Origin of the sequence: Algibacter pectinivorans (assembly GCF_900112595.1) — a bacterium.
Lineage (GTDB): Bacteria > Bacteroidota > Bacteroidia > Flavobacteriales > Flavobacteriaceae > Algibacter_B > Algibacter_B pectinivorans.
In genome coordinates, this window is sequence record NZ_FOMI01000008.1 from 94,458 (window position 1) to 117,382 (window position 22,925).

Annotated in this window: 12 protein-coding genes; 11 read left to right on the forward strand and 1 reads right to left on the reverse strand. The window is 34.4% G+C overall.

What is annotated here, in order from left to right:
* Window positions 1–156 precede the first annotated feature (156 nt).
* The 11 genes from BMY96_RS12200 (at window position 157) to BMY96_RS12245 (ending at window position 21,820) form a co-directional block, all read left to right on the forward strand.
* The gene (locus tag BMY96_RS12200; RefSeq protein WP_092852562.1) at window positions 157–3,201 is read left to right on the forward strand and encodes a glycoside hydrolase family 2 TIM barrel-domain containing protein; all 3,045 of its coding nucleotides are present in this window, start codon (window positions 157–159) and stop codon (window positions 3,199–3,201) included.
* 112 nt (window positions 3,202–3,313) lie between these two features.
* A complete protein-coding gene (locus BMY96_RS12205) occupies window positions 3,314–6,814 on the forward strand; it encodes a glycosyl hydrolase (protein ID WP_092852564.1) in 3,501 nt (1,166 codons plus the stop codon).
* A 1-nt stretch (window position 6,815) separates the two neighbouring features.
* Window positions 6,816–8,237, forward strand: coding sequence for a BNR-4 repeat-containing protein (locus BMY96_RS12210; RefSeq protein WP_092852566.1), 1,422 nt, complete (start codon window positions 6,816–6,818; stop codon window positions 8,235–8,237).
* Window positions 8,238–8,371: 134 nt separating this feature from the next.
* The gene (locus BMY96_RS12215; protein WP_092852568.1) at window positions 8,372–11,218 is read left to right on the forward strand and encodes a glycoside hydrolase family 2 protein; all 2,847 of its coding nucleotides are present in this window, start codon (window positions 8,372–8,374) and stop codon (window positions 11,216–11,218) included.
* Between the two features lie 23 nt (window positions 11,219–11,241).
* Entirely contained in the window at window positions 11,242–12,579 is a 1,338-nt protein-coding gene (locus BMY96_RS12220; RefSeq protein WP_092852570.1) for a sulfatase-like hydrolase/transferase, read from the forward strand.
* 12 nt (window positions 12,580–12,591) lie between these two features.
* Window positions 12,592–14,115: a sulfatase gene (locus BMY96_RS12225; RefSeq protein WP_092852572.1), complete on the forward strand. Its 1,524-nt coding sequence runs from the start codon at window positions 12,592–12,594 to the stop codon at window positions 14,113–14,115.
* Between the two features lie 43 nt (window positions 14,116–14,158).
* Window positions 14,159–15,808, forward strand: a complete 1,650-nt coding sequence (locus BMY96_RS12230; RefSeq protein WP_092852749.1) for a sulfatase — start codon at window positions 14,159–14,161, stop codon at window positions 15,806–15,808.
* Between the two features lie 11 nt (window positions 15,809–15,819).
* The gene (locus BMY96_RS12235; RefSeq protein WP_092852574.1) at window positions 15,820–17,316 is read left to right on the forward strand and encodes a sulfatase family protein; all 1,497 of its coding nucleotides are present in this window, start codon (window positions 15,820–15,822) and stop codon (window positions 17,314–17,316) included.
* 14 nt (window positions 17,317–17,330) lie between these two features.
* Entirely contained in the window at window positions 17,331–18,737 is a 1,407-nt protein-coding gene (locus tag BMY96_RS12240; protein ID WP_139205254.1) for a sulfatase, read from the forward strand.
* A gap of 209 nt (window positions 18,738–18,946) precedes the next feature.
* A complete protein-coding gene (locus tag BMY96_RS16165; protein ID WP_262481147.1) occupies window positions 18,947–19,078 on the forward strand; it encodes a hypothetical protein in 132 nt (43 codons plus the stop codon).
* A 258-nt stretch (window positions 19,079–19,336) separates the two neighbouring features.
* Complete coding sequence (locus tag BMY96_RS12245; RefSeq protein WP_092852579.1) at window positions 19,337–21,820, forward strand: endo-acting ulvan lysase-like protein; 2,484 nt, start codon at window positions 19,337–19,339, stop codon at window positions 21,818–21,820.
* Between the two features lie 42 nt (window positions 21,821–21,862).
* Here BMY96_RS12245 and BMY96_RS12250 read toward each other — a convergent pair whose 3' ends face one another.
* Entirely contained in the window at window positions 21,863–22,909 is a 1,047-nt protein-coding gene (locus BMY96_RS12250; protein ID WP_092852581.1) for a GntR family transcriptional regulator, read from the reverse strand.
* Window positions 22,910–22,925 lie beyond the last annotated feature (16 nt).

Below are 22,925 nucleotides of genomic sequence, written 5' to 3' on the forward strand. Positions count from 1 at the left end.
GTGCCATGACACTACAGGATAAAAGAATTTGTTTTTAGAGTTAAGTTTGTTTTGGTACTATAAAATAAAGGAAAAACGCTTATGCATGATAAGATATAGTAAGCTCTTTTAAAGTTTAGTATTTGGTATATATTTTAAACAAATAATTAAAACAGTATGAAAGTTAGCTTTAAAAATAAGGTCTTTATCATTTTTACCTTAGTGGTTTTTAATTGGCAATGTTTTTCTCAACGTACCGAAATAAATTTCAACAACAATTGGCGTTTTATTTTAGAAGATAATCCAGCCTTTTCTGCAGAAATTTATGATGCTTCCTCTTGGCAATCATTAAACATTCCTCACGATTGGTCTTTCGAAAAAGGTGTCCGTGCTGGTGGAGATCAAGGTCAAGGTGGTGGATATCATGATGGTGGTATAGGTTGGTACAGAAAAGTTTTTAACGTAAAAAAAGAAAGTCTTTCAAAAATAACATATATTAATTTTGATGGGGTTTACATGAATAGCGAAGTTTGGATAAATGGCAATTATTTAGGCAAACGACCTTATGGTTATATCAGTTTTCGTTACGATATTTCCAAATATTTAAAACAAGGTGAAAATACCATTGTTGTAAGAGTAGATAATAGCTTAGAACCTTCGGCACGTTGGTATCATCCTTGTGGAATTTATGCACCAGTAAAATTAGTAGAGGTTAATACTACACATTTTAAACCTAATAGTATCTTTATAAAAACGCCTTCAATTGAAGAAGGTAAAGCAACAGTTTCTATCGATGCAGAAATTAATGGCGATTTAAAGAATCTAATATATGAAGTGAAATTGTTTTATCCAGAAGGAAACGAATTGGCTACTATCTCAAACAAATTAAAAGTTAAAAATCCATCTTATCATTTTGAAATTGAAAATCCACAATTATGGAGTCCGGAAACACCAACTTTATATAAGGCTATTACCCGAATTTTAAAAGGAAAACAAGTAATTGATGAGGTAGAAACAACATTTGGCTTTAAAACCGTAGCATGGAAAACTGAAACAGGGTTTTGGTTAAACGGCGAAAATATAAAGTTAAAAGGAGTTTGCGAGCACTGGGAAGGTGGACCTGTTGGAGGCGCATGGACGAAACCGTTATTACGTTGGAAATTACAATCGTTAAAAGATATGGGCATTAATGCTATTCGTCCATCGCACAATCCTACACCACCTATGTTCTATGATATATGTGATGAAATAGGTTTGTTAGTCATGGATGAAATTTTTGATGGTTGGCACAAAAAAGCACCACAAGACTATGGTAAACAGGCTTTTAGCGATTGGTGGCAACGCGATGTAAAAGAATGGATTACTCGAGACCGTAATCATCCTAGTATTTTTGTTTGGAGTTTAGGAAACGAAACTCATGACGATATTGCGCCAGAATTGGTGAAATACGGGAAAAGTCTAGATTCAACTCGATTATTTACATCAGGAGCTGGAAATACAGAAGATATGGATATTGAAGGTGTAAACGGAGGTTCCGAAACAAAATCATTTATAGAAAGTAAAATTTTAAATAAACCATTTATTTCTACCGAAGCACCACATACATGGCAAACACGAGGCTATTATAGAACACAAACTTGGTGGAGAGATAATGAATTACCAGGAACTTACGAGCTACCAAATTTAACCGAAAAAGAAATTTTCTTTTACGAAGGGATTAATCCTAAAAATTGGAAAAACAGAAAGCAAAGCTTCAATTCGTCTTACGATAATGCAACTGTAAGAGTTTCGGCTAGAAAGTATTGGGAAGTAGCACGAGATAACCCATGGCATAGTGGTCATTTTCGATGGACAGGTTTCGATTATTACGGTGAGGCTGGTTTAGCTCACGGAGGTTTACCTTTTAATTTATTTATGGGAGGCGCTTTAGATGTAGCAGGGTTTAAAAAGGATTTATTTTACTTCTATCAAAGCCAGTGGACCAAAGAAACCATGATTCACATACTTCCGCATTGGACGCATCCAAGAATGGGAAAAGGAACGGTAATTCCGGTTTGGGTATATTCTAATGCCGAGGAAGTAGAACTGTTTTTAAACGGAAAATCTTTAGGTAAGGATAAACCAGGAACTGTTTGGAACGAAATGCAATGCGAGTGGATGGTGCCTTACCAAGAGGGTAAATTAGAAGCCGTAGCATACATTGATGGTAAAGAAGTAAAGCGCACCTCTTTTTCAACCAGTAAGCAACCTTCAAAATTAAAAACAAGTATTCAAAAATTAGATGCCGAGGATTCTTTTACTGCAAGTTATATCATCACTTCAGAATCATTAGATGAAAATCATAATTTATATCCTTACGGAGAAAATAAGGTTTATTATAATATTCAAGGCGATGTTAAGAAAATTTCAATGGAAAATGGAAATCCCATTGACCCTACCAGTAGAACAAAATCTGATTTTAGAACCTTATTTTTTGGTAAGTCTAGATTGTTTTTAAGAGCATTACCTAACGCAGAAAAAGCATCAATAACAACCGCTTCAATTTTAGGTGATAAGGCATTATATACTTCAAATAAAATAACAATAGAAACTAAACAAATTCAAGTTTTTGGAACTTCAAATTTTAATGATTTAGAAATTCTTTATACTACCAATGGCGAAAATCCAGAAACCAACGGGAAAGTTTACAATGGCGCTTTTCAAGTTACCGATGGTACTCTAGTAAAAGCTGTAGTTAAACTAAATGGTAAAGTTGTTTTAAATATGGAAGAAACCTTTGGTAAAAACAAAGGTTTATTTTGGGGTAACGAGCACTCTAAAGATATGTGGATTGGTAGAGGAATAAACATTGCTGCCGAAGAGGGTATACTTACAGGAGAAGCAAAAGCAAGTGAAGACGCTCATCACTTTAAAGGCTCAGGTTTTGTCAAATTTGATGGTAAAGAAGGAGCCGTTACGTTTTATAAGGAAAATGATGGTGCAGGAAAAGAGTATGCCATTAGATTTAGATATATGCATAATGATGCTGGTAAAACCTATCCAATGAAACTCTTTGTAAACGATATATACATTAAAACTTTTGAATTTGTCCCTACAGGTGGTTGGGTGCAAAATTGGAAATTTGTAAATGCTAAAGTCTATTTTAAATCAGGAGCTAATAGTATTAAGCTTGAAACAACTGGAGAAAGCGGTCCTTATATTGACGAGTTGTTTATTGATTGATTTGTAGTTGAAATAAGGTTGGTATACCTAAAGCGGTTTTATTAGAGTTAAACGTTTTGTTGTTTAGTTTTAATAATGATTTTAATTAAATGGTTTTTATTCAAAATGTATTATGAAAAAGGTTATTATTTTAATATACCTTCTTTGTGTGTCCTTTTTAGAAGTGATAGCACAAAATGAAGTTACTCCAAATACTAATGTTTTCGATAAACTTGAATTGGGATTCTATAATCCACCAAACCAAGCCAAAGCCAGAACTTGGTGGCATTGGATTAGCGGAAACGTTTCTAAATCTGGAATTACAAAAGATTTAGAAGCCATGAAACAAGTGGGCATTCAAGAAGCGCAGTTGTTTAATGTGCACTTGGGTTTTCCAAAAGGCGGAATAACCTATTTAAGTGAAGAATGGTTAGATTTATTTCATTTTGCAGCTTCTGAAGCAAAACGGTTGGATTTAGAATTAGCATTTCATAATAGTGCGGGTTGGTCGTCTAGTGGAGGACCTTGGGTTACAGAAGAAAACGCAATGCAAACCGTAGTTTTTAGCGAGATTGTTGTTAATGGAGAACAAAAATTTAAAGGCGAACTTCCAAAGCCAGAAACTAAATTCAGGTACTATAACGACATTGCTGTATTAGCATTTCCAAAACCTGAAAAAGCTATAAAAATTGATGGATTAGATTATAAAATATTATCAGATAGAATCAGAAATCATTTATTGCCAGATACCAAAGAAATTCCAAAAGCAGCCATAGTAAAGAAAGAAAGTATTATAAATATTACGTCTAAGTTTTCTGAAAATGGTGTTTTAGATTGGGACATTCCAAAAGGTGAATGGGTTATTTTACGAATTGGGCATACACCGAATGGTTCAAAAAACAGACCAGCTGTTGATGGTGGTCACGGTTTGGAAGTAGATAAAATGTCTACAGCTGCCTTAGATGAGTATTGGAGTAAAGGCGTACAACCCATTTTGAATAAGCTAGGAGATTTAGTCGGAGAAACTGTAAATAATTGTTTAATTGATAGTTACGAGGTAGGTTCGCAAAATTGGACTACAGGTTTTGAGCATCAATTTAAAAAATTAAGAGGATACGATTTAACACCGTATTTACCAACTTTAGCAGGTTATTATGTACAAAGTGGCGAAATTACCGAACGTTTTCAATGGGATTTTAGAAGAACCATTGGCGATTTAATCGCCGAGAACTACTATGGGCATTTTGCCAAATTGTGCCATAAAAACAAACTTAAATTTTCTGTAGAACCCTATTGGGGACCTTTTGATAATATGCAGGTTGGTGCCAAAGGCGATATTGTAATGTGCGAGTTTTGGAGTGGTGGTTATCCGTTTTTTGATTCTTCAAAATTTGTATCTTCAATTGCGCATTTAAATGGAAGTAGTATTGTTGGCGCAGAATCCTTTACTGGCATTGGCGGTTGGGATAAACACCCTGCAACCATAAAATCTATTGGCGATAAAGCTTGGGCAGAAGGTATTACTCGTTTTATATTTCATACTTATGTGCATCAACCTTGGGATGTTGGCCCAGGAATGGCGCTAAGTTATCACGGTTTCGATTTTAACCGTTTGAATACCTGGTGGACACAAAGCAAATCGTATTTAGATTATATTGCCAAATCCCAATATTTATTACAACAAGGTACAAATGTGGCAGACGTATTGGTATTTACTGGCGATTCTTCTCCAAACACGGCTTTTTTATTACCAGAATTAAAGAAATCTGGTTACGACTATGATTTAATAGGTGCTAATAAACTCGGAGAATTATCCGTAGAAAACGGTAAAATTGTTACAAAATTTGGAGTAGCCTACGAAGTACTAACCTTACCAGAAAGCGATTGGATAACGCCTAAAACACTAAAAATAATAGATGCACTAGTTAAAAACGGTGCAAAAATTATTGGTAACAAGCCAAAGCGTTCGCCAAGTTTAAGCAATTACCTAGAAAGTGATGTTTATATAAGAACAACTGCCCATGCACTTTGGGACAAAGGTTTAATAAAAGCTATTTCCATTGATGAGTTCTTAAGTAACGCGCATATAACCCCAGATTTTTCTATTATTGAAGCCAATAAGGAAGACGTTGGTTTTATACACAGAAGAACAAAAGACGCCGATATCTATTTTGTTGCCAATGCAAAAAAGGAAAAAGTAGCATTTACAGGGCGTTTTAAAGTGGCTAACAAATTACCTGAAATTTGGAATGCTGAAACAGGAGACATTAAAAAATTAGCAGTCTGGAAAAATAATGATGATGGAACAATAAGTATTCCTATTGCTTTAGATAGTGAACAAGCTGTTTTTGTAGTGTTTAAAGAAAATTCAGTAGATAAAAATCATATTGTTGAAGCGGATATAAAATTAGAAAAACCAACACCAACATCATTATCTAACCTAAAAATAATAAAAGCAGAATACGGTAATTTTCTACAAGAAGGCTTGGTAGATATTACTGATAAGGTAGCAGCCCAAGTACATGATGGAAAACTAAATTTTCAGATGTCAAGAGCTTTTTGCGATTGCGATCCTGCAATGGGTTATGTAAAAGAGTTTCGAATGGCATATCAAATTGATGATAAAGTAGAACATATTCACGCCGAAGAAAGAGAGTTTGTTACTATTGATGCAGGCAATCAACCTCTTAAAATAATTTCTGCGGTTTTTGGTAAATTTAAAGCAGAAACTAAAGGTGTGCCTAAAAACTTTGAAGCTTTTGATGTTACCGAAAGCATCGAAAAACAAGTGGCTTCTGGAAACTTGAATATCAAAATTTCAGATGATTTCGTAAATGGTAAAGTATTAAAAAACGCTATTAATTTTCTAAAAATCACGTTTGAAACCGATGGGAATTTAAGAACAAGTATAATTCCAGAAGGCGAATTTTTAAATTTAAATAGGTCTGTACCTTCATCAGAAATTTATAAAGTTAAAGGCTATACCATTTGGAAAACTCCTTTTTCCGGAAGTTTATCGTATACAAAAGCATCAGGGAAATCAAATCAAATAAAAGTAACAGTTCCACAGCCAATAGAACTATCTGAAAATTGGGAAGTAACATTTCCTTTAAAAAATGGTGCTTCAATCAAAAAGAAATACAAGACCTTAACATCTTGGTCAGAAGCAAAAGAAGAAGACATTCAACATTTTTCAGGAACTGCCATTTATGAAAAAGAATTTACTTTATCTAAAAAACAGTTGTCTAAAGAATATGCTTTTGAACTCGATTTGGGAAGTGTAGCTATTGTAGCCGAAGTTTTTATAAATGATAAAAAAGTAAGCACACTATGGAAAGCGCCTTTTAGAGTTGCTATTGGTGATTATGTGAAAAAAGGCCGTAATACAATAACACTAAAAATCACGAATTTATGGGTGAATCGTTTAATTGGCGATGAAAAAGAGCCTTTAGATTACGAGCGTAGAGGTAATAAAACCAAAGCGCTTCCTGTTTGGTTATCAAATCCAGAATCTCGAGATTCCAAAAGGCAAACATTCTCTTCGTGGAAACATTGGAGTAAAGTTGATAAATTAAAAATGTCTGGTCTTTTAGGGCCTGTAAAGATTCAATTTTATAAAAAAGTAAAACTTTAAGATGATACTAAATAAACTTTGTTTCAAAATACTATTCATTTCTTTTTGCTTTTTAGGATGTGCATCAAAAACTAAAGAAGCCAAAGCATCTATAGAGGAAAATCATATGGTAGATTATTTTGCCGACAACGGTTTTGGTAATGCCGTTGCCATTGTACAACATCCATCTGGTGTGTATCACAAAGGCATTACTTATGTTGCGTATCAAGGAACGCTAGAAGACCCTTATGTTGCTTCATATAGCCATAAAACTAAAGAATGGCAAGGGCCATTTAAAGCAGGAATAAGTGAAATGGGTAAAGACCCAAACCGGAAGAAGAAAATAGATAACCATGGTAAGCCTGCAATTCTTATTGATGATGCAGGGTATATTCACATTGCTTATGGTGGGCATGGAGGAGCTCCAGCAGATGGTAAAAATCCGCTAGGAAATCATCATTATGGTAAAAACTTACATGTGGTTTCTAAGAAGCCGCTAGATATTTCTTCATGGCAAACACTAGATAATATTTCGGTATTCGGAACCTATAGTCAGTTTGTAAAAATGGATAATGGTAATATCTATTTATTTTATAGACATGGTGCACATAGGAGCGACTGGGTGTATCAAAAATCTATAGACAATGGAATTACTTTCGACGCACCTGTTTCATTTTTAAAACATAAACGCTTGCAAAGTATTGAAGCCGAAGATTCTTGGTATCCTTGGGTGAGTAAGGGTAATGGAGATGACATTATTGTGGCGTTCGATTACCATATCTGTAGAGATAGTAAAAATGCTCAAGATGCTCGAGGTCACATACCAGAGCGACATAACTTGTATTATATGGTGTTTAGTACCAAAACAGGAGTGTGGAAAAATGTTAAAAACGAACGGTTAGAAATACCTTTAACCAAAGAAATGGCAGACGAACATACCTTGGTTAGGGAAATAGCTGAAGATTGGACATTTCAAGGGATAGCAGATGTAGATCCAAACGGAAACCCACAAGTCTGCGTATTGGTAGGTCCAGATATAGGAGAAAATAGAAGTGGACCAAAACGTATACAACATTTTAGATGGGATGGGAAAATGTGGCTAAAAAGCGAAAATAAAGACCTTCCCAGAGGTAATGGTGATTTAGAAGTTAAGTCCTCTAATGAAGTCAGTATATATCTAGAAAGTGTAACCAATGAAGGTGTTGGAGAAATTAGTAGATGGGATAGCTTTAATGGCGGAGCATCCTTTAAAAAGGGAACTGTTTTTCTGAGTAGAAAAAATGCCTCATTCGTAATATCTTCTCTTATTGATAATCCACACCCAGATGCTAGAATTATTGTAGGCGAAAAAATATCTGGATCAGATTATAGAACAATGTATTTGTTGGGGGATAATGGACCTATTAAGCGTGATATAGATGAAGCTAAAATTCTAAAGGATTAGAAACAAGGAGTAGGTAGATGCATTTTAGAATCTAGTAACTATGGGGTGCCAATGCCATATTAAAACTATCTAGTCTATTGTGCACTTATGAGAATTAACGCTTATAATTTGAAGCACTAAAAACAAGATTTAAAATGAAAACTAGTAAGTATACCTGTTATTTTATTCTAATAAATTTTTTCTTTTTTAGTAGTTTAATTGCACAAACAAAAACCTACTTATCCGGTACCTATGCCGATACTGCTGTTGACTGGGAATTTAAAATGTCTCAAGGACGCAATAGTGGCTATTGGACTACCATTCCTGTACCATCAAACTGGGAAACCAAAGGATTTGGCTATTACACCTATGGTAAAGATCATAAGGATTATAAAACAAAACCTGAAATTGGGTTTTATCGTCATAATTTTAAATTCAATTTAAAATCAGATAAACGTTATTTTATAGTGTTTCAAGGCGCTATGACAGAAACTACTGTTACCTTAAATGGTAAACAAGTTGGAGAGACTCACATTGGTGGTTTTACAGAGTTTAAATATGAAATTACAAATTTTTTAAAAACGGGAAACAATATTTTAGAAGTTGAGGTATTGAAACCAGCGACGCATCCACAAGTTGTAAAAGCCGAACGTATTGCCGATTATTGGTTGTTTGGAGGCATTTTTAGACCTGTTTATATTGAAGAGTTACCCACAAATTATATAAAGCGTGTTGCTATTGATGCTCAAATGAATGGTGACTTTATAATGGATGTGTTTACAGATGCTTCTAAAGAAAATGTATCATTAACAGCACAAATTTACGATAGCAATAATCAAAAAGTAGGGAAATCATTTTCTGGAAAAGTTTTAAAAAATAAAGGTCATTTAGAAGCCACTTTAAAAGATATTGCATTATGGTCTCATGAGTACCCAAACTTATATAGTGTTGAGGTTACTTTAAAACAAAAAAAGAAAATATTACATACGTATAGACAAAAATTTGGTTTTAGAACCTTTGAAGTTCGAGATCACGATGGTTTTTACTTAAATGGCAAGCGAGTTTTATTAAAAGGAGCAAACATGCATAGTTTTAGACCAGAAACGGGGCGCACATTAGCCAAACAAGATATGCTTGATAATATAAAACTCATGCAAGACATGAACTTTAATACGGTGCGTATTTGTCACTACCCACCAGATGCAGAGTTTCTAGATTTATGTGATTCTTTGGGCTTAATGGCAATGGATGAGTTACCAGGCTGGAGACATGCACTTCCAGATGAAATTGGGAGCAAAATCGTAAAAGAATTAGTGGTAAGAGATGTAAATCATCCATCGGTTATACTATGGAGTAATGGAAATCACTTAGCACATAATCCTAAGTTTGATGAAGATTTTTTTAAATGGGATATCCAAAAACGGCGTCCTTTAAAAAACGAAACCAAAACTGGTGATATTTATAAGGGGTATGCTCCAGATTTTGACATTGTAAAAACTAATTTTTATCCAGGTTACAATTTATTAAAGCAACGTTTATTTGAAGAAAACCATATTGTTTTACCCAATGAAGCCTTGCATGCGCTATATGATGGCGGCGGCGGTGCCAACCTAAAAACTTTTTGGGACGCCATCGAAGCATCAAAAGTTGGTGGTGGATTGATGATTTGGGCACTTTTTGATGAAGGTTTAAGGCGAACAGATATGAACAATAAACCGTTTCATCAAGGAAATAATGCACCAGATGGTATTGTTGGTCCAAATTCAGAAAAAGACGGAAGTTTTTATGCGGTTAGAGAAATATGGTCGCCAGTTAGCATAGAAGAAGATAAAATTACGTCAAATTTTAATGGCGAATTAACCATTAAAAATAAGTTCGATTTTGTCAATTTAAAGGAATGTGAATTTCGATGGAAACTCATAGCTTTTGAAACACCAAATACATCGGCATCAGGATATAGAACCATCGTCTCAGGTAAAGTTAATACACCCAATATATTTCCTAATCATACAGGACAGATAAGGATAGATTTACCACAAAACAAACCTAAATTCGACGCATTGGTTATTGAAGTAAGAGACAATAAAGGGCTATTGGTTTATGAAAAGCGGTTAATGCTAGAAAAAGAATCGATTTTCTTTCAAACGTCAAAAAGAAATAAAGTAAAACAGGATGAAAATAATCCGTTCCTTTTTTATTTGGGTACAACTACTATACTATTTGATGCGCATAGCGCCGTGTTAAAAAAAGTAGCAGTAAAAGGAAAGCAAACGAGTATTACAAACTTTCCTTTTATTGATGTAAAACAGGCTGATTCGTTGAAAGTAGAAGAAAAAAATCAACTTGAAGTTAAGGCTTTAGTAAAAAAAGAAAGTGAAAATTTTGTTGTAGAAAGCCACAATTGTTATGGTTTTGATGCTATAAAGTGGACTATAAAACCATCGGGAGAAATAAAACTAGACTATAAATTTTCCCCACAAGAGGGCATTTACGAATATGCAGGAATAGGTATGAGCGTAAACGCAGATGCAGTAAAAAGTAAAAGGTGGCTAGGTGAGGGGCCTGCAAGAATTTGGAAAAATCGAATGGAAGGCGGTTTGTATGATGTGTATGGAGTGGATAAATTAATTAACATACCAGGAGAAGTTTATAATCAACCTGAGTTCGAAGGCTATTTTGCACCTTGGAAATGGGCTGTGTTTTATCTAGAAGATAACGTTTCAATAGGGTTTCAAAATAATAGCGATGTTATTTTAGGAGTACTGAACCCTGTAAATGGTGAAAACGCAAAATTTGCATCATGGAAATATCCTGATAAAGCAGGGTTTTATTTTTTTAATACCATTTCAGCAATTGGTTCCAAATGGAAAAAACCTACCGAGTTTGGACCAGACGCGCAACCAACGTTTATCAAAGAACCACAAGAAGGCTCGGTATCATTATTCATTAATTGGAATAATGTTGAAAAAAATAGTGAAAACTTTAAAATTTCAATTGAATAAAATAATTATTTAATTCGCATAAAATGAAAACAATTAACCCACTATTTCTTATTTTTTTTATGATAGGTTCTCTTTTGTCTTGCGGTAATAAGACTAAAAGTGAGACGATTAAAAATGAAGTGTCAGATGATGTACAAACACCACCAAATATCGTTTTCATACTTTCCGACGATCAAGCTTGGACAGACTATGGGTTTATGGGGCATGAACAAATTGAAACACCACGTTTAGATAAATTTGCTTCAGAGAGTTTAACCTTTACTAGAGGCTATGTGCCAACATCCTTATGCTCGCCTTCTTTAGCAACTATAATTACAGGAGTATATCCAAAAAATCATGGCGTTTTAGGGAATGACAGAGTGCTTCCTGGTAACACAAGAGAAAACAAAAAGGAATGGCGCGCTAAAAATTATGAGCCTGTTATCGAAAATTTTAAAGGCTTAAATACGTTGCCAGATATGTTAAAAGCTAAAGGGTATTTGTCATTTCAAACCGGCAAATGGTGGATAGGAAACCATACAAATGGTGGTTTTGATTATGGGATGACACATGGCAATCCAAACCGAGGCGGTCGTCATGGTGATTACGGATTAGAAATTGGACGAAAAGGCATGGATACGTTAAACAGTTATATAGATGTTGCTGTAAAACAGAAGAAACCATTCTTTTTGTGGTATGCACCATTTTTACCACATGCCCCGCACAATCCGCCACAACGTTTACTAGATAAGTATCTTCCAAAAGCGCCAACGGAACATGTGGCTAAATATTGGGCCATGTGTGAATGGTTTGATGAAACCTGCGGTGAACTTTTTGATGCCATTGAAGAAAGAGGGTTAACTGATAATACAGTATTTGTTTATGTGTGCGATAATGGTTGGTTACAAAACTTAAACGATTCTAGTTACGATAAAATATCAAAACGCTCCCCTTACGATTTGGGTATGCGCACACCAATTATGTATAAATGGGCAGGACAAATAAAACCTAAAAAAGATACTACAACCGTGGTAAGTAGTATTGATATGGTGCCAACCGTTTTAGATATATTAGATATTAATAAGCCTAAAAACTTACCTGGTATAAGTGTTTTAAATGAAACGGAATTAAACAATCGCGAAGTTATTTTCGGAGAAATATATGCGCACGATTTTGATACAATAGAGTCAAGCATGTTTTACAATATTGCTATTGCACCGCCGTATAAAGTAATAGTTCCAGATGCTGTTAGAAAGGCTGAAGAAAATATTCAATTGTTTAATATTAATAAAGACCCTTTTGAAAAAAATAATATAGCAAAAGACAATCCTGAAATAGTTGAAAAATTAAAACAACAAATTGCTAGTTTTAGAGCTGAATAAAAAGTACGTATTATGAAAAAAACATTTTTGTTATTAGTACTAGTTTTCACATTCATCTTTTCATGTAGTAATGAAAAAAAGAAAGTCGTTAAAGATGAAGTGTCGAAGCCAAATGTTTTATTCATTGCGGTTGATGATTTAAACAATTGGATATCTCCTATTGATGGATTTTCCAATGCGAAAACGCCTAATTTTGATAGGTTAGCAGCCATGGGAGTTACGTTTACAAACGCCCATGTTCAAGCACCTTTGTGTGGACCATCTAGAGCATCCATCATGTCGGGATTGCGTCCTTCTACAACTGGAATTTATGGCATGACTCCAGATAACAAAATCCGAAGACCAGGCAATCCAGCAACCAAAGACATTACATTTTTACCAGAATATTTTCGGGATAACGGCTATCATACCATGGGTATCGGGAAACTGTTCCATATTCATGCACCAGATAGTGTATTTATTGAATCTGGAGGTCGTGTTAAAGGTTTTGGTCCCTATCCTGAAAAGCGTTTTGTTTGGGATGGTTTTGGAAAAGGCATTAAAGGAACGCACGGCAGAACCAGTACAGACTGGGGTGCATTTCCAGAACATGATACTTTAATGCCAGACCATCAATCTGTAAATTGGACTATAGAACGGTTGCAAAGAGAATACGATAAACCATTCTTTCTCGGACTTGGTTTTTTACGTGTGCATGTGCCTTTGTATGTACCGCAAAAATGGTTTGATTTACATCCTTTGGAAAGCATTGAAACACCACCATATTTAGCAGACGATTTAAACGATATACCACCTGTAGGCTTGCAAATAAATGATTTGCCTATGATGCCATCTACAGAATGGGCAAAGGAAAGTGGCGAATGGAAAAAGATAGTACAAGCCTATTTAGCCTGTATGAGTTATGTAGACTATGAATTAGGCCGGGTACTGGATGCTTTCGAGGATAGTAAATATGCAGATAATACTATTATTGTATTATGGTCAGACCATGGGTACCGTTTAGGCGAAAAAGGCACCTTTGCAAAACATGCCTTATGGGAAACGGCAACCAAAGCACCTTTAATGTTTGCGGGACCTAATGTACCAAAAGGCAAGAAAATTGAAGCTCCGGTCGAGATGTTATCTATTTATCCCACACTACTAGAATTAAGTGGATTGCCAGCTTATGCTAGAAATGAAGGGAATAGTTTAGTGGCCATGATGCAAAATGATGAAGGATTGGAAGCGGCAAGAGCTATAACAACCTTTGGTATGAATAACCATGCAATAAAAGCAGATGGCTATAGATATATTCGCTACGAAGATGGAAATGAAGAGTTTTATGACCATAATAGCGACCCTAATGAATGGCATAATAAAGCTTATAACCCAACGTTTAAAAATAAGATTGAAGAATTAAAAGCTTTGTTACCTAAAACAAATGCGAAGTGGGACGCCGAGTCAAATTACACGTTTCAACCCTATTTTGTGGATCAAAAGAAGCGTGTAAACGGAGAAAGCGTTAAACCTGTTAAAGTTATTGGAGCAGATAAGTAAGATTATTTAAAAAAAACAGGAAAATAATAAAATGGAACTTAGTATGAACTTAGTTATAAAAATAGCAATATTCAGCTTGTTAGCTTCGCCTTTGGTGGCTTGCTCTCAAGTAAAAAAAGAATCAAGCCAAAAACCTAATATCATTTTTATTATGGCAGATGATTTAGGTTGGACAGATTTAAGTTCACCTAATACAAGTTTGGGCAATGGCTCCAAGTATTATGAAACTCCTAATATAGATAAATTGGCAGATCAAGGGAAGTCATTTGCTTATGCCTACGCCCAACAAAATTGTCAACCTACACGTGCGTCGCTTATTACTGGGCAATATGCTACAGGTAATCAAAATGGTGTGTATAATGTAGGTAGTCTAAAAAGAGCATCAAAAGGAGTTATAACAGCTATTAAGCCTCATACTCAAAATAATTATTTGAAAGAAGATTGTATCTCGATGTTTAAAACCTTAAAAAGCGTTGGGTATCACACCGCATGGTTTGGAAAGCTTCATGCAATTAAAACCGAGGAACATGCATCTACATATTTAGGTGTTGATTATAACTTAGCACTTCGAAAAGAAACAAATGCTACTGTAAATGGTGTGAAAGTAAAACATGAGTTTTTCGCACAGAACGATGATAATAAAGGTTGGGTTTTTAATCACGACCTGCTAAAACCTTATGCACAACCCTACGATTCAGCATATATACACAATGTATTAGAACCTCTAAAGAACGGAAATGATCCTTGGCAATTGGAAGGCACTCCCAAACACCTAACCGATGCATTGGGAGATGCGGTTATAGATTACATAAAGGATAGATCAATAAAAGACGCTCCGTTTTTTGCATATATTCCTTTTCATGCTGTCCACGTTAGCATACTTCCGCGTCCAGATTTAGAGGCTAAATACACATCTAAAATACCTCAGGATCCAAGGCATAATCGAGCGGATTACGCTGCTTTTGTAGAACTTTTAGATCAAACAGTAGGACGTATACTAAATGCGCTAGAAGATCCAAATGGTGATGGTGATACAAAAGACGGAATTGCCAAAAATACCTTGGTCATTTTTTACTCGGATAATGGTGGTTTCATGGGGCCTACAGATAATAGACCATTACGTTTAAGAAAAGGAACCTTTTATGAGGGTGGTATTCGTGTCCCTTTAATCTTTAGATATCCAGGAGTAATACATCCAAATACAGTAAATAAAACTCAAGAAGTTCATGCAATCGATTTTTACCCTACACTTGCAGAAATCGCAGGAGCTAAATTACCAAACCCTAAAATACATGAGGTAAATGGTAAATCGGTAATGCCTGTTTTAAAAGAAGAAACCGACGCTCTTGATGATAAAAATGAGCTGTTTTGGCATTTTCCAGGCTATATGGATGTGCGTAATATGCCTCAATCAGTTATTCATTACAGGCATTCTAACAATCAACATTATAAATTATTTTATCGTTACGAAGACGAATCTTATGAGCTTTATAATATTAATAATGACATAAGCGAAACTACTAATCTTTTAAGTGGAAGTCCAAATCAAGAGATACTTGATGTAGCTTTAATAATGAATAATAAGTTGCGAGAATGGCTCATAAAAAACAATGCCCCAACCGGAACTTGGACAAAACATCAAGAAATAGTACCGTATCCTTTAAAAGATGGCATCAATAAATACAAAAATTAATAACAAAAGAAATGAATAAAAAAAAACTGGTACTATCTGTATTGGGGTTTTCGGTTTTAGCTTTAATATCGTGTTTAGGTAATAAGGATATAAGTAGACAACAAAAGGATTTAACGATAGTTAAGGGTAGTACACAAACCAATTCAAAACCCAATTTAATTTTCTATCTAGCCGACGATCAAGATGTATACGATTATGGGTGTTACGGAAACGAAAAGGTAAATACGGCGGCAGTAAACCGTTTAGCAAAAGAAGGCATGTTGTTTAATAATGCTTTTACGGCTCAAGCCATTTGTGCTCCAAGTCGCTCTCAACTTTTTACAGGTAAATACCCTTTAAAGAATGGTTGTTTTGCAAATCATACAGCCACAAGACCAGATATAAAAAGTGTAACTACTCAAATGAAAAATTTGGGATACCAAGTTGTTTTAGCTGGTAAAAGCCATGTAAAACCAGAAGGTGTTTACCAATGGGATAGAGAATGGGAACCCGTTCCTAAAAAGGATGTGCCTAGAGATTATATCCCGTTAGATAGTATTGAGGCATATTTTAAAACATCCAAAAAGCCATTTTGTATGTTTATAACCTCAAAATACCCGCATGGGAAGTATTTTGATGTTGAAAACCCAAATACCGATGATATTAAGTTTTATCCTTTCAATGAACACAAAAAAAACGATAAAGCTTATGTAAAAGCTAAGGCAGGTTACTACAGAAGCATCGAAGAAGATAACACACAAATAGAAAAGGTTTTAGATTTAGTTGATACGTATCTAGATGATAATACTTTATTTATTTACAGCGCAGATCATGGGGTTTCAGGAAAATTTACGGTTAAAGATATAGGTTTAAAAGTACCATTTGTAGCACGCTGGCCAAAAGTAATTAAGCCAGGATCTATTTCCAATCAACTCATTCATTATACCGATGTATTACCAACTTTTATGGCCATTGCAGAAGGGAAATCTCCAAGCAGTATGGATGGCAATAGCTTTTTACCGCTATTACAAGGTCAAGATGTGGAAATAAACAAGTATGTATATGGTGTTAGAACCAATCAGAATATTTTAAATTCTGAAGTGTTTCCCTCTCGAATGATTCGCGATATGCGCTATAAATACATCAGAAATTTTAATTCAATAGAGGTTGTTAATCAAAATTTAACGGGAAAAGCTAATGTAGACTACTTTATTAAAAGAGGAGCAAACGCACATAAAAATGAGCCTTTAGAAGAATTGTACGATTTGCAAAATGACCCATTTGAGCAAAACAATTTAGCTCAAAACCCAGAATTGCAATCGGTTAAAGCAAAACTAAAACAAGATTTATTCAGTTGGATGAAATCTCAAGAAGATATTTTAGATGAAACTATCGGGAATATGCCTATCATTACCCCAAAAGGAAACAAAGGGTTTAAACTAGATCAAGATACGCCCAGACGAAAAATCCCAGATTCAATTAAAAACACACTTACAGTAAACGATGTAACAATTATTGAACATTGGTAAAAACAAATATTATAATGAATAAGTACGTCACATTTGTATTAGGTTTAACTTTTCTTTTTACGTCATGTAAAAATGAAAAAAATAAAACAGCGGAAACGCAAGCACAAAAACCAATGAACGTTTTGTTTATTGCTATTGATGATTTAAGAACCGAATTAGGCGTCTATGGTGCACCACAGGTAAAATCGCCAAACATAGATCAATTTGCAAAAGAAGCTCTTGTTTTTAATCGGGCCTATTGTAATGTACCTGTTTGTGGTGCTTCCAGAGCTAGTTTATTAACAAGTATTTTGCCTACAAAAACACGCTTTGTAGATTTTAGAGCAAAAGCACAGGAAGATGTGCCAAATGCCAAAACACTGCCAAGTGTTTTTAAAGATGCTGGTTATACTAGTATTTCTAACGGAAAGATTTTTCACTACAACAAAGATGCTCAGGAGTCCAGTTGGAGTGAAAACCCATGGATGCCAGAAGGTGGACACGCTGTAAGTTACGATCCTGAGACTAAAAAAGTAATTATGAAATCGGGAAATGGTCGTGTGTACGAAGCGCCTGAAGTTAGTGAGCGCGTGTATCCTGATTATAAAATAGCACAAAAAACTATTAAAGATTTACGACGTTTTAAAGAAACGGGAGAATCGTTCTTTATGGCTTGTGGATTTTTCCGTCCTCACATGCCCTTCTATGCCCCTAAAAAGTACTGGGATTTGTATGATAGAGATTCTATAGCAATAGCAAATAACCGTTATTTACCTGAAAATGCGCCTAGTTCTTTGCGTGGAAGTGGAGAGTTTAAAACCTATAATTTTGGAGAATACGAGCCTGGTACGGAAGAGTTTCATAAAATGATGCGTCATGGATATTATGCATGCGTAAGTTATGTAGATCAGTTGGTGGGCGAGGTGCTTAGCGAACTTGAAAACCTTGGTTTGGCAGAAAACACCGTTGTTGTATTGTGGGGAGACCATGGCTGGCATTTGGGAGAGCACGAGTTTTGGGGTAAACATAATACCTTACACAATGCATTACAAGTACCTTTAATTGTAAAAGTTCCAGGGAAAGCCAAAGGGCAGCAGACTAAAGCTTTAATAGAGAGCGTTGATATATACCCTACGCTTTGTGATTTAGCTAATTTAGATGCACCCGATTATATTATGGGCGAGAGTTTTGCATCTGTACTCGATAACCCTGAACAGTCGTTTAGGGAAAGCGTTTATGCGCGTTTTAAAAAGGCCGATGCTATAGTAACTGAAAAATTTACGTATTCTTTATATGAAAACGGAGAAGAAATGTTATTTGATATTAAGCAAGACCCTCAAGAAAATAAGAATATTGTAGCGGATCTTGAGAATAAAAGTGTATTGAAAAACATGCAAAGTGACCTTAAAAAGAAGATTGAACTAGCAACAAGTTACAAATAGACGTTTAAGTATTATTAGATACCATAAAAAATTGAGCAAGAAGAAAATACGCTTGTAATTTGTTCAAGCGACTATAGTAAAATGAGCACAAGTCATAGATTGTACAAATCAACATTGTATGAAGAGTCTGTAAATATTCCATTTATGGCTATGTAAAAGGACATATTTCCGAAGGTGAAATCAATACAACAAGTGTAGTTTTAAACGTTATGGATTTGCTTCCTGCAGTATGCGATTATGCTAATATAAACGGCGTTGACGATTCGCGTGGAAAAAGCTTAAAACCACTTTTTGAAGGTAAACATATACCATGTCGAGAAACACTAGGAGTAGAAAGTTGAAATAGGAAAAGGTGGTCGTTGATAAAAATGGTTTAACATACATGGGTTATAATGTATTTAGTATTGATAAATAGCTGCTAGATTTAAAGCGAGATCCCTTTGAAACTGCACATTTTACTAATGCCAAGGTAATGATAAGCAATTTTGAAATATAGCAAAACCTATATAACACATAATGGTTTAGTCGGTAGTAACTAGTCTCGTTTTGTATTAAGTACTGTATTAAAATTACAAAGCAATAATAGCTTAAAAAGAAAAATGAAAGTTAAAAATAGTATAATATTTCTTTTCGTATTAGTAGGGTTTAAAGTATATGCTCAAGACGCCAAACGTCCTTTTATATTAGTAAAGTCAAGTGAACGCCCACAAATACTTCAAAAAATAAAAACCCAGGCTTGGGCTCAAGATATTTATAATAAGTTATTAAAAAAAACAGATTACGAAGTCGATTTGTTTTATAAAAATCCAGTGAGTTACGTTAAACAATTACCATTTAATTGGGCTGAAGTTCAAAATAATCAGTTCCCACCATTTTATAAAACAGACCATATAGAAAATGGCGTTCATAAAAATTTAGATAATGCTACAGATGAAGAATGGAAGCCTGCCGAACTTTTAATTGAAAACCTGCAAGTAGCCTTAGATTGTAGCATGATTTACTATGTTACACAAGACGAAAAATACGCCTTTGTAGCTAGTAGTATTTTATATAGTTTTATAAAATCTGTGCAAAAGGCAGAACTATCTAATTGGCATAGTAGAGGTGGTTGGTTATTTCCTTATGATGGTTTTAGAGAAGTACGTGTTATAGGCTATAAGTTACCTTTAATTTACGATTTTGTATATCCATATATTCAAACCGGTGGTAAATGTTTAGATATTATAAAGGGTAATAAAGTTAACTTTCCTTTTAATGAAGCTCAAAATGTATTTAGAACTTACGCAGATATAACTATTAACTATGGGCATACAGGTTCCAATCATTCTGTGTTAGAAGCACCAAGTTTGGTGTATAACGCGCTTGCCATGGACGACAAAATGGAGCGAGAAAAATTACTATCTTATTTTCTAACTGAAAATACCAAAAGCCAAGATGCGCTTAATGTAATGGCTAACAACTATAAAGAAAAAGGCGATATTTGGCCAGAAACATCGCAGTACCTAAACCATTCTACAGCCATTTTAACAAAACTTATGCTAGTGGTAAATAGGTATAATCCATCTTTAAAACTATCTCAAGAATATCCTAATATCTTACATGCTTTACCCAGATTAGACTATTTTGTGTATCCTAATAACGAGCTGGTAAGGTGGGGAGATGGCCACCGAAATGGTAAAGCACCTTACGAGGCTATCGATCATGCCTATGCTTTAGCTAAAATGGATGGTTCTACAGAAATTATAGATAAAATGGGGCCTATTTTAAATCGTGTTTTAGAAAACGGTAGTTACAAAAGAAGTGATATGGAGTCTGTTTTTTGGCTCAGTTCTGAAATTGAAGGAAACCCTAATGACTTCCAGTTACCTAGAACAGATCGCGTATATCATGCAGGTATAGTAATGCAAAGAAACCCAAGTAGTACAAATAAGCAGGAAGACGGACTCATGTGTTTTGTTGGTGGAGCCCACATGGTACATGGGCATGCAGAAGGTATGAATATTGAGTTGTATGGAGAAGGTCAAGTATTGGGTGTCGATAATGGTAGAGGCAAATATGCCAAAGATATTCATGAAAACTATTCAAGAATATTTGCGGCGCATAACACAGTAATAGTAAATGGCAGCTCGCAAGGTGAAGGTGGCTGGAGTAATTTAGGTATTAATACCGTTGAAGTTGTTTCCATGGAACCTCAAGTGGGAACAAAGGGCGTTTCTCCATACCATTCGTTTAGCCAAACAACTTTTGAGGATAATGGTGGTATGAAAGCAGAAGCCACACAAGAACGTACACTTGCATTAATTAGAACTTCACCAACCACAGGATATTATGTAGATGTTTTTCGTTCAAAGTCTAAATTACCAAACCAGTTTCATGATTATTTATATCATAATATTGGGGATACTTTGGCATTTGAAAACAGTAATATGGCTTTTAAAAGTACACCAGAAAAATACAACCAAAGTGCTAATGCTAAATGGGATAGAGGAACATATAGAAATCCTGGATGGCACTTTTTTAAGGATGTAAAAACATCGAGGCCTTATAACGAGGCTGTTAAGGCAACTTTTAATGTTGAACAATTGCACGCCGGTTCAATATATATGCAATTGCACATTCCAGGATTTGAAAACCGAGAATACACACAAGTAAAAGCGCCGCATACTTTTGAAGCCCCAAAGCCTTACGATACATTACCAACGCCTACATTGGTAATTCGCAATAGAGGTGCTGCTTGGGATAACCCTTTTGTGGTGGTTTATGAAGCGTATAGCCAAACAGAAACACCAACAATTTCATCGGTTGAAAAAATTGAGCAAGCAGGTGTATATAAAGGTTTAAAAATTGAGAGTACTACGCCTTCAAATAAACTTATTCAATACGTTATTACGCAATCGAAGGATTCTGTTTTTCAAGATAAAGAACTAGATATCTATTTTAAAGGCACTTTTGCGGTAATTACATTAAATGAAAAAGAGATATTGCAAAACATTTATGTTGGAGAAGGTAAAAAATTAATTTATAAAGATGAAATTATAAATATGAATGAAAATAATTCGGCTTATAAAGAATTTAATTTGTAGTCGAGTATCTTTTATTTTTAAGTAATTTGTAATTAATCCGTTTTATAAAGAATCTCTATCAATAAAATTAAAAGGTACTTTTACTTTTCCCTTCTGTTTATTTAAAATCATGTTTGCTGCCGTTTCTCCCATTACTTTAAAATCTGTAGATATTACCGTAATACCTAAAAGCTCTTTTAATGGCGTATCATTATACGATATAATACCAATGTCGGTGCCTAATTTATATTCGTCCTCCCTTACTTGCTTAACAAGGTTTACTAAATCGGCTTCTTCAATAGTAATAAATAAATCTCCTTTTTTTAAAATCATATCATCATAAACCTTTTCTAGAATTTCAAAATCAAGTTTATGTTCAACACAAAATTTCCTAAATCCGTGTAAGATTCGCCTAGGGTAAGGATAAACTGCCGTTTCGGGGTAGATTAGCATTATCTTTTTATATTTTTTTATTTTAGGTAAGGCTTCCTTTAAAGCAAAATATATATCATTTTCAAAATCTTGGTATACTTCTACTAGATTTCCATTTATATTGGGTTTTATGTTATCAAGTATTACTAGTTTATCTTTAGGTATTTTTTTTAGGGACTTAATAACGTCATCTGTTAAGCTTATATGCTTTAAATCATCTGTTTTAAAGTGCGGCATAATTACAAAATAATCATATGCCGATTTATTTTTATCAAGAAGGTTTAGAAACAAAGATTCGTCGCAATGATAAATATGTAAATCGGTATGAGAATTACCTCCAATAGCATCAATAAAATGGTTGTAAGTTCTCAATTTATAAGAACTCAATTTATTAATTAAAAATAAAATATTGACTTTAGAGATTAATTTAGTTCTAGAAATATAGTAACCTTTACCACGTATAGAGGTTATAATATTTCTTTTCTTTAAAATACTGTAAGCTTTTTCTACGGTGTCTCTAGATAGGTAAAACTCTTCGCTAAACATATTAATAGACGGAATCTTTTGATCCATTGTTAAATTACCCACAGAGATGTTATTAATTATAGAATCTATAATTTGTTGATATTTTGGAACCCGTGAGTTTTCGTCTATTTTTATGAATTTTATTAGATTCATTTTTGTAAGCTTATTA

What these genes read in the sequence shown, in the direction of transcription:
- BMY96_RS12200 (WP_092852562.1), top strand. Translation starts at nt 157, where the DNA reads ATGAAAGTTAGCTTTAAAAATAAGGTCTTTATCATTTTTACCTTAGTG.
- BMY96_RS12205 (WP_092852564.1), top strand. Translation starts at nt 3,314, where the DNA reads ATGAAAAAGGTTATTATTTTAATATACCTTCTTTGTGTGTCCTTTTTA.
- BMY96_RS12210 (WP_092852566.1), top strand. Translation starts at nt 6,816, where the DNA reads ATGATACTAAATAAACTTTGTTTCAAAATACTATTCATTTCTTTTTGC.
- BMY96_RS12215 (WP_092852568.1), top strand. Translation starts at nt 8,372, where the DNA reads ATGAAAACTAGTAAGTATACCTGTTATTTTATTCTAATAAATTTTTTC.
- BMY96_RS12220 (WP_092852570.1), top strand. Translation starts at nt 11,242, where the DNA reads ATGAAAACAATTAACCCACTATTTCTTATTTTTTTTATGATAGGTTCT.
- BMY96_RS12225 (WP_092852572.1), top strand. Translation starts at nt 12,592, where the DNA reads ATGAAAAAAACATTTTTGTTATTAGTACTAGTTTTCACATTCATCTTT.
- BMY96_RS12230 (WP_092852749.1), top strand. Translation starts at nt 14,159, where the DNA reads ATGAACTTAGTTATAAAAATAGCAATATTCAGCTTGTTAGCTTCGCCT.
- BMY96_RS12235 (WP_092852574.1), top strand. Translation starts at nt 15,820, where the DNA reads ATGAATAAAAAAAAACTGGTACTATCTGTATTGGGGTTTTCGGTTTTA.
- BMY96_RS12240 (WP_139205254.1), top strand. Translation starts at nt 17,331, where the DNA reads ATGAATAAGTACGTCACATTTGTATTAGGTTTAACTTTTCTTTTTACG.
- BMY96_RS16165 (WP_262481147.1), top strand. Translation starts at nt 18,947, where the DNA reads ATGGATTTGCTTCCTGCAGTATGCGATTATGCTAATATAAACGGCGTT.
- BMY96_RS12245 (WP_092852579.1), top strand. Translation starts at nt 19,337, where the DNA reads ATGAAAGTTAAAAATAGTATAATATTTCTTTTCGTATTAGTAGGGTTT.
- BMY96_RS12250 (WP_092852581.1), bottom strand. Translation starts at nt 22,909, where the DNA reads ATGAATCTAATAAAATTCATAAAAATAGACGAAAACTCACGGGTTCCA.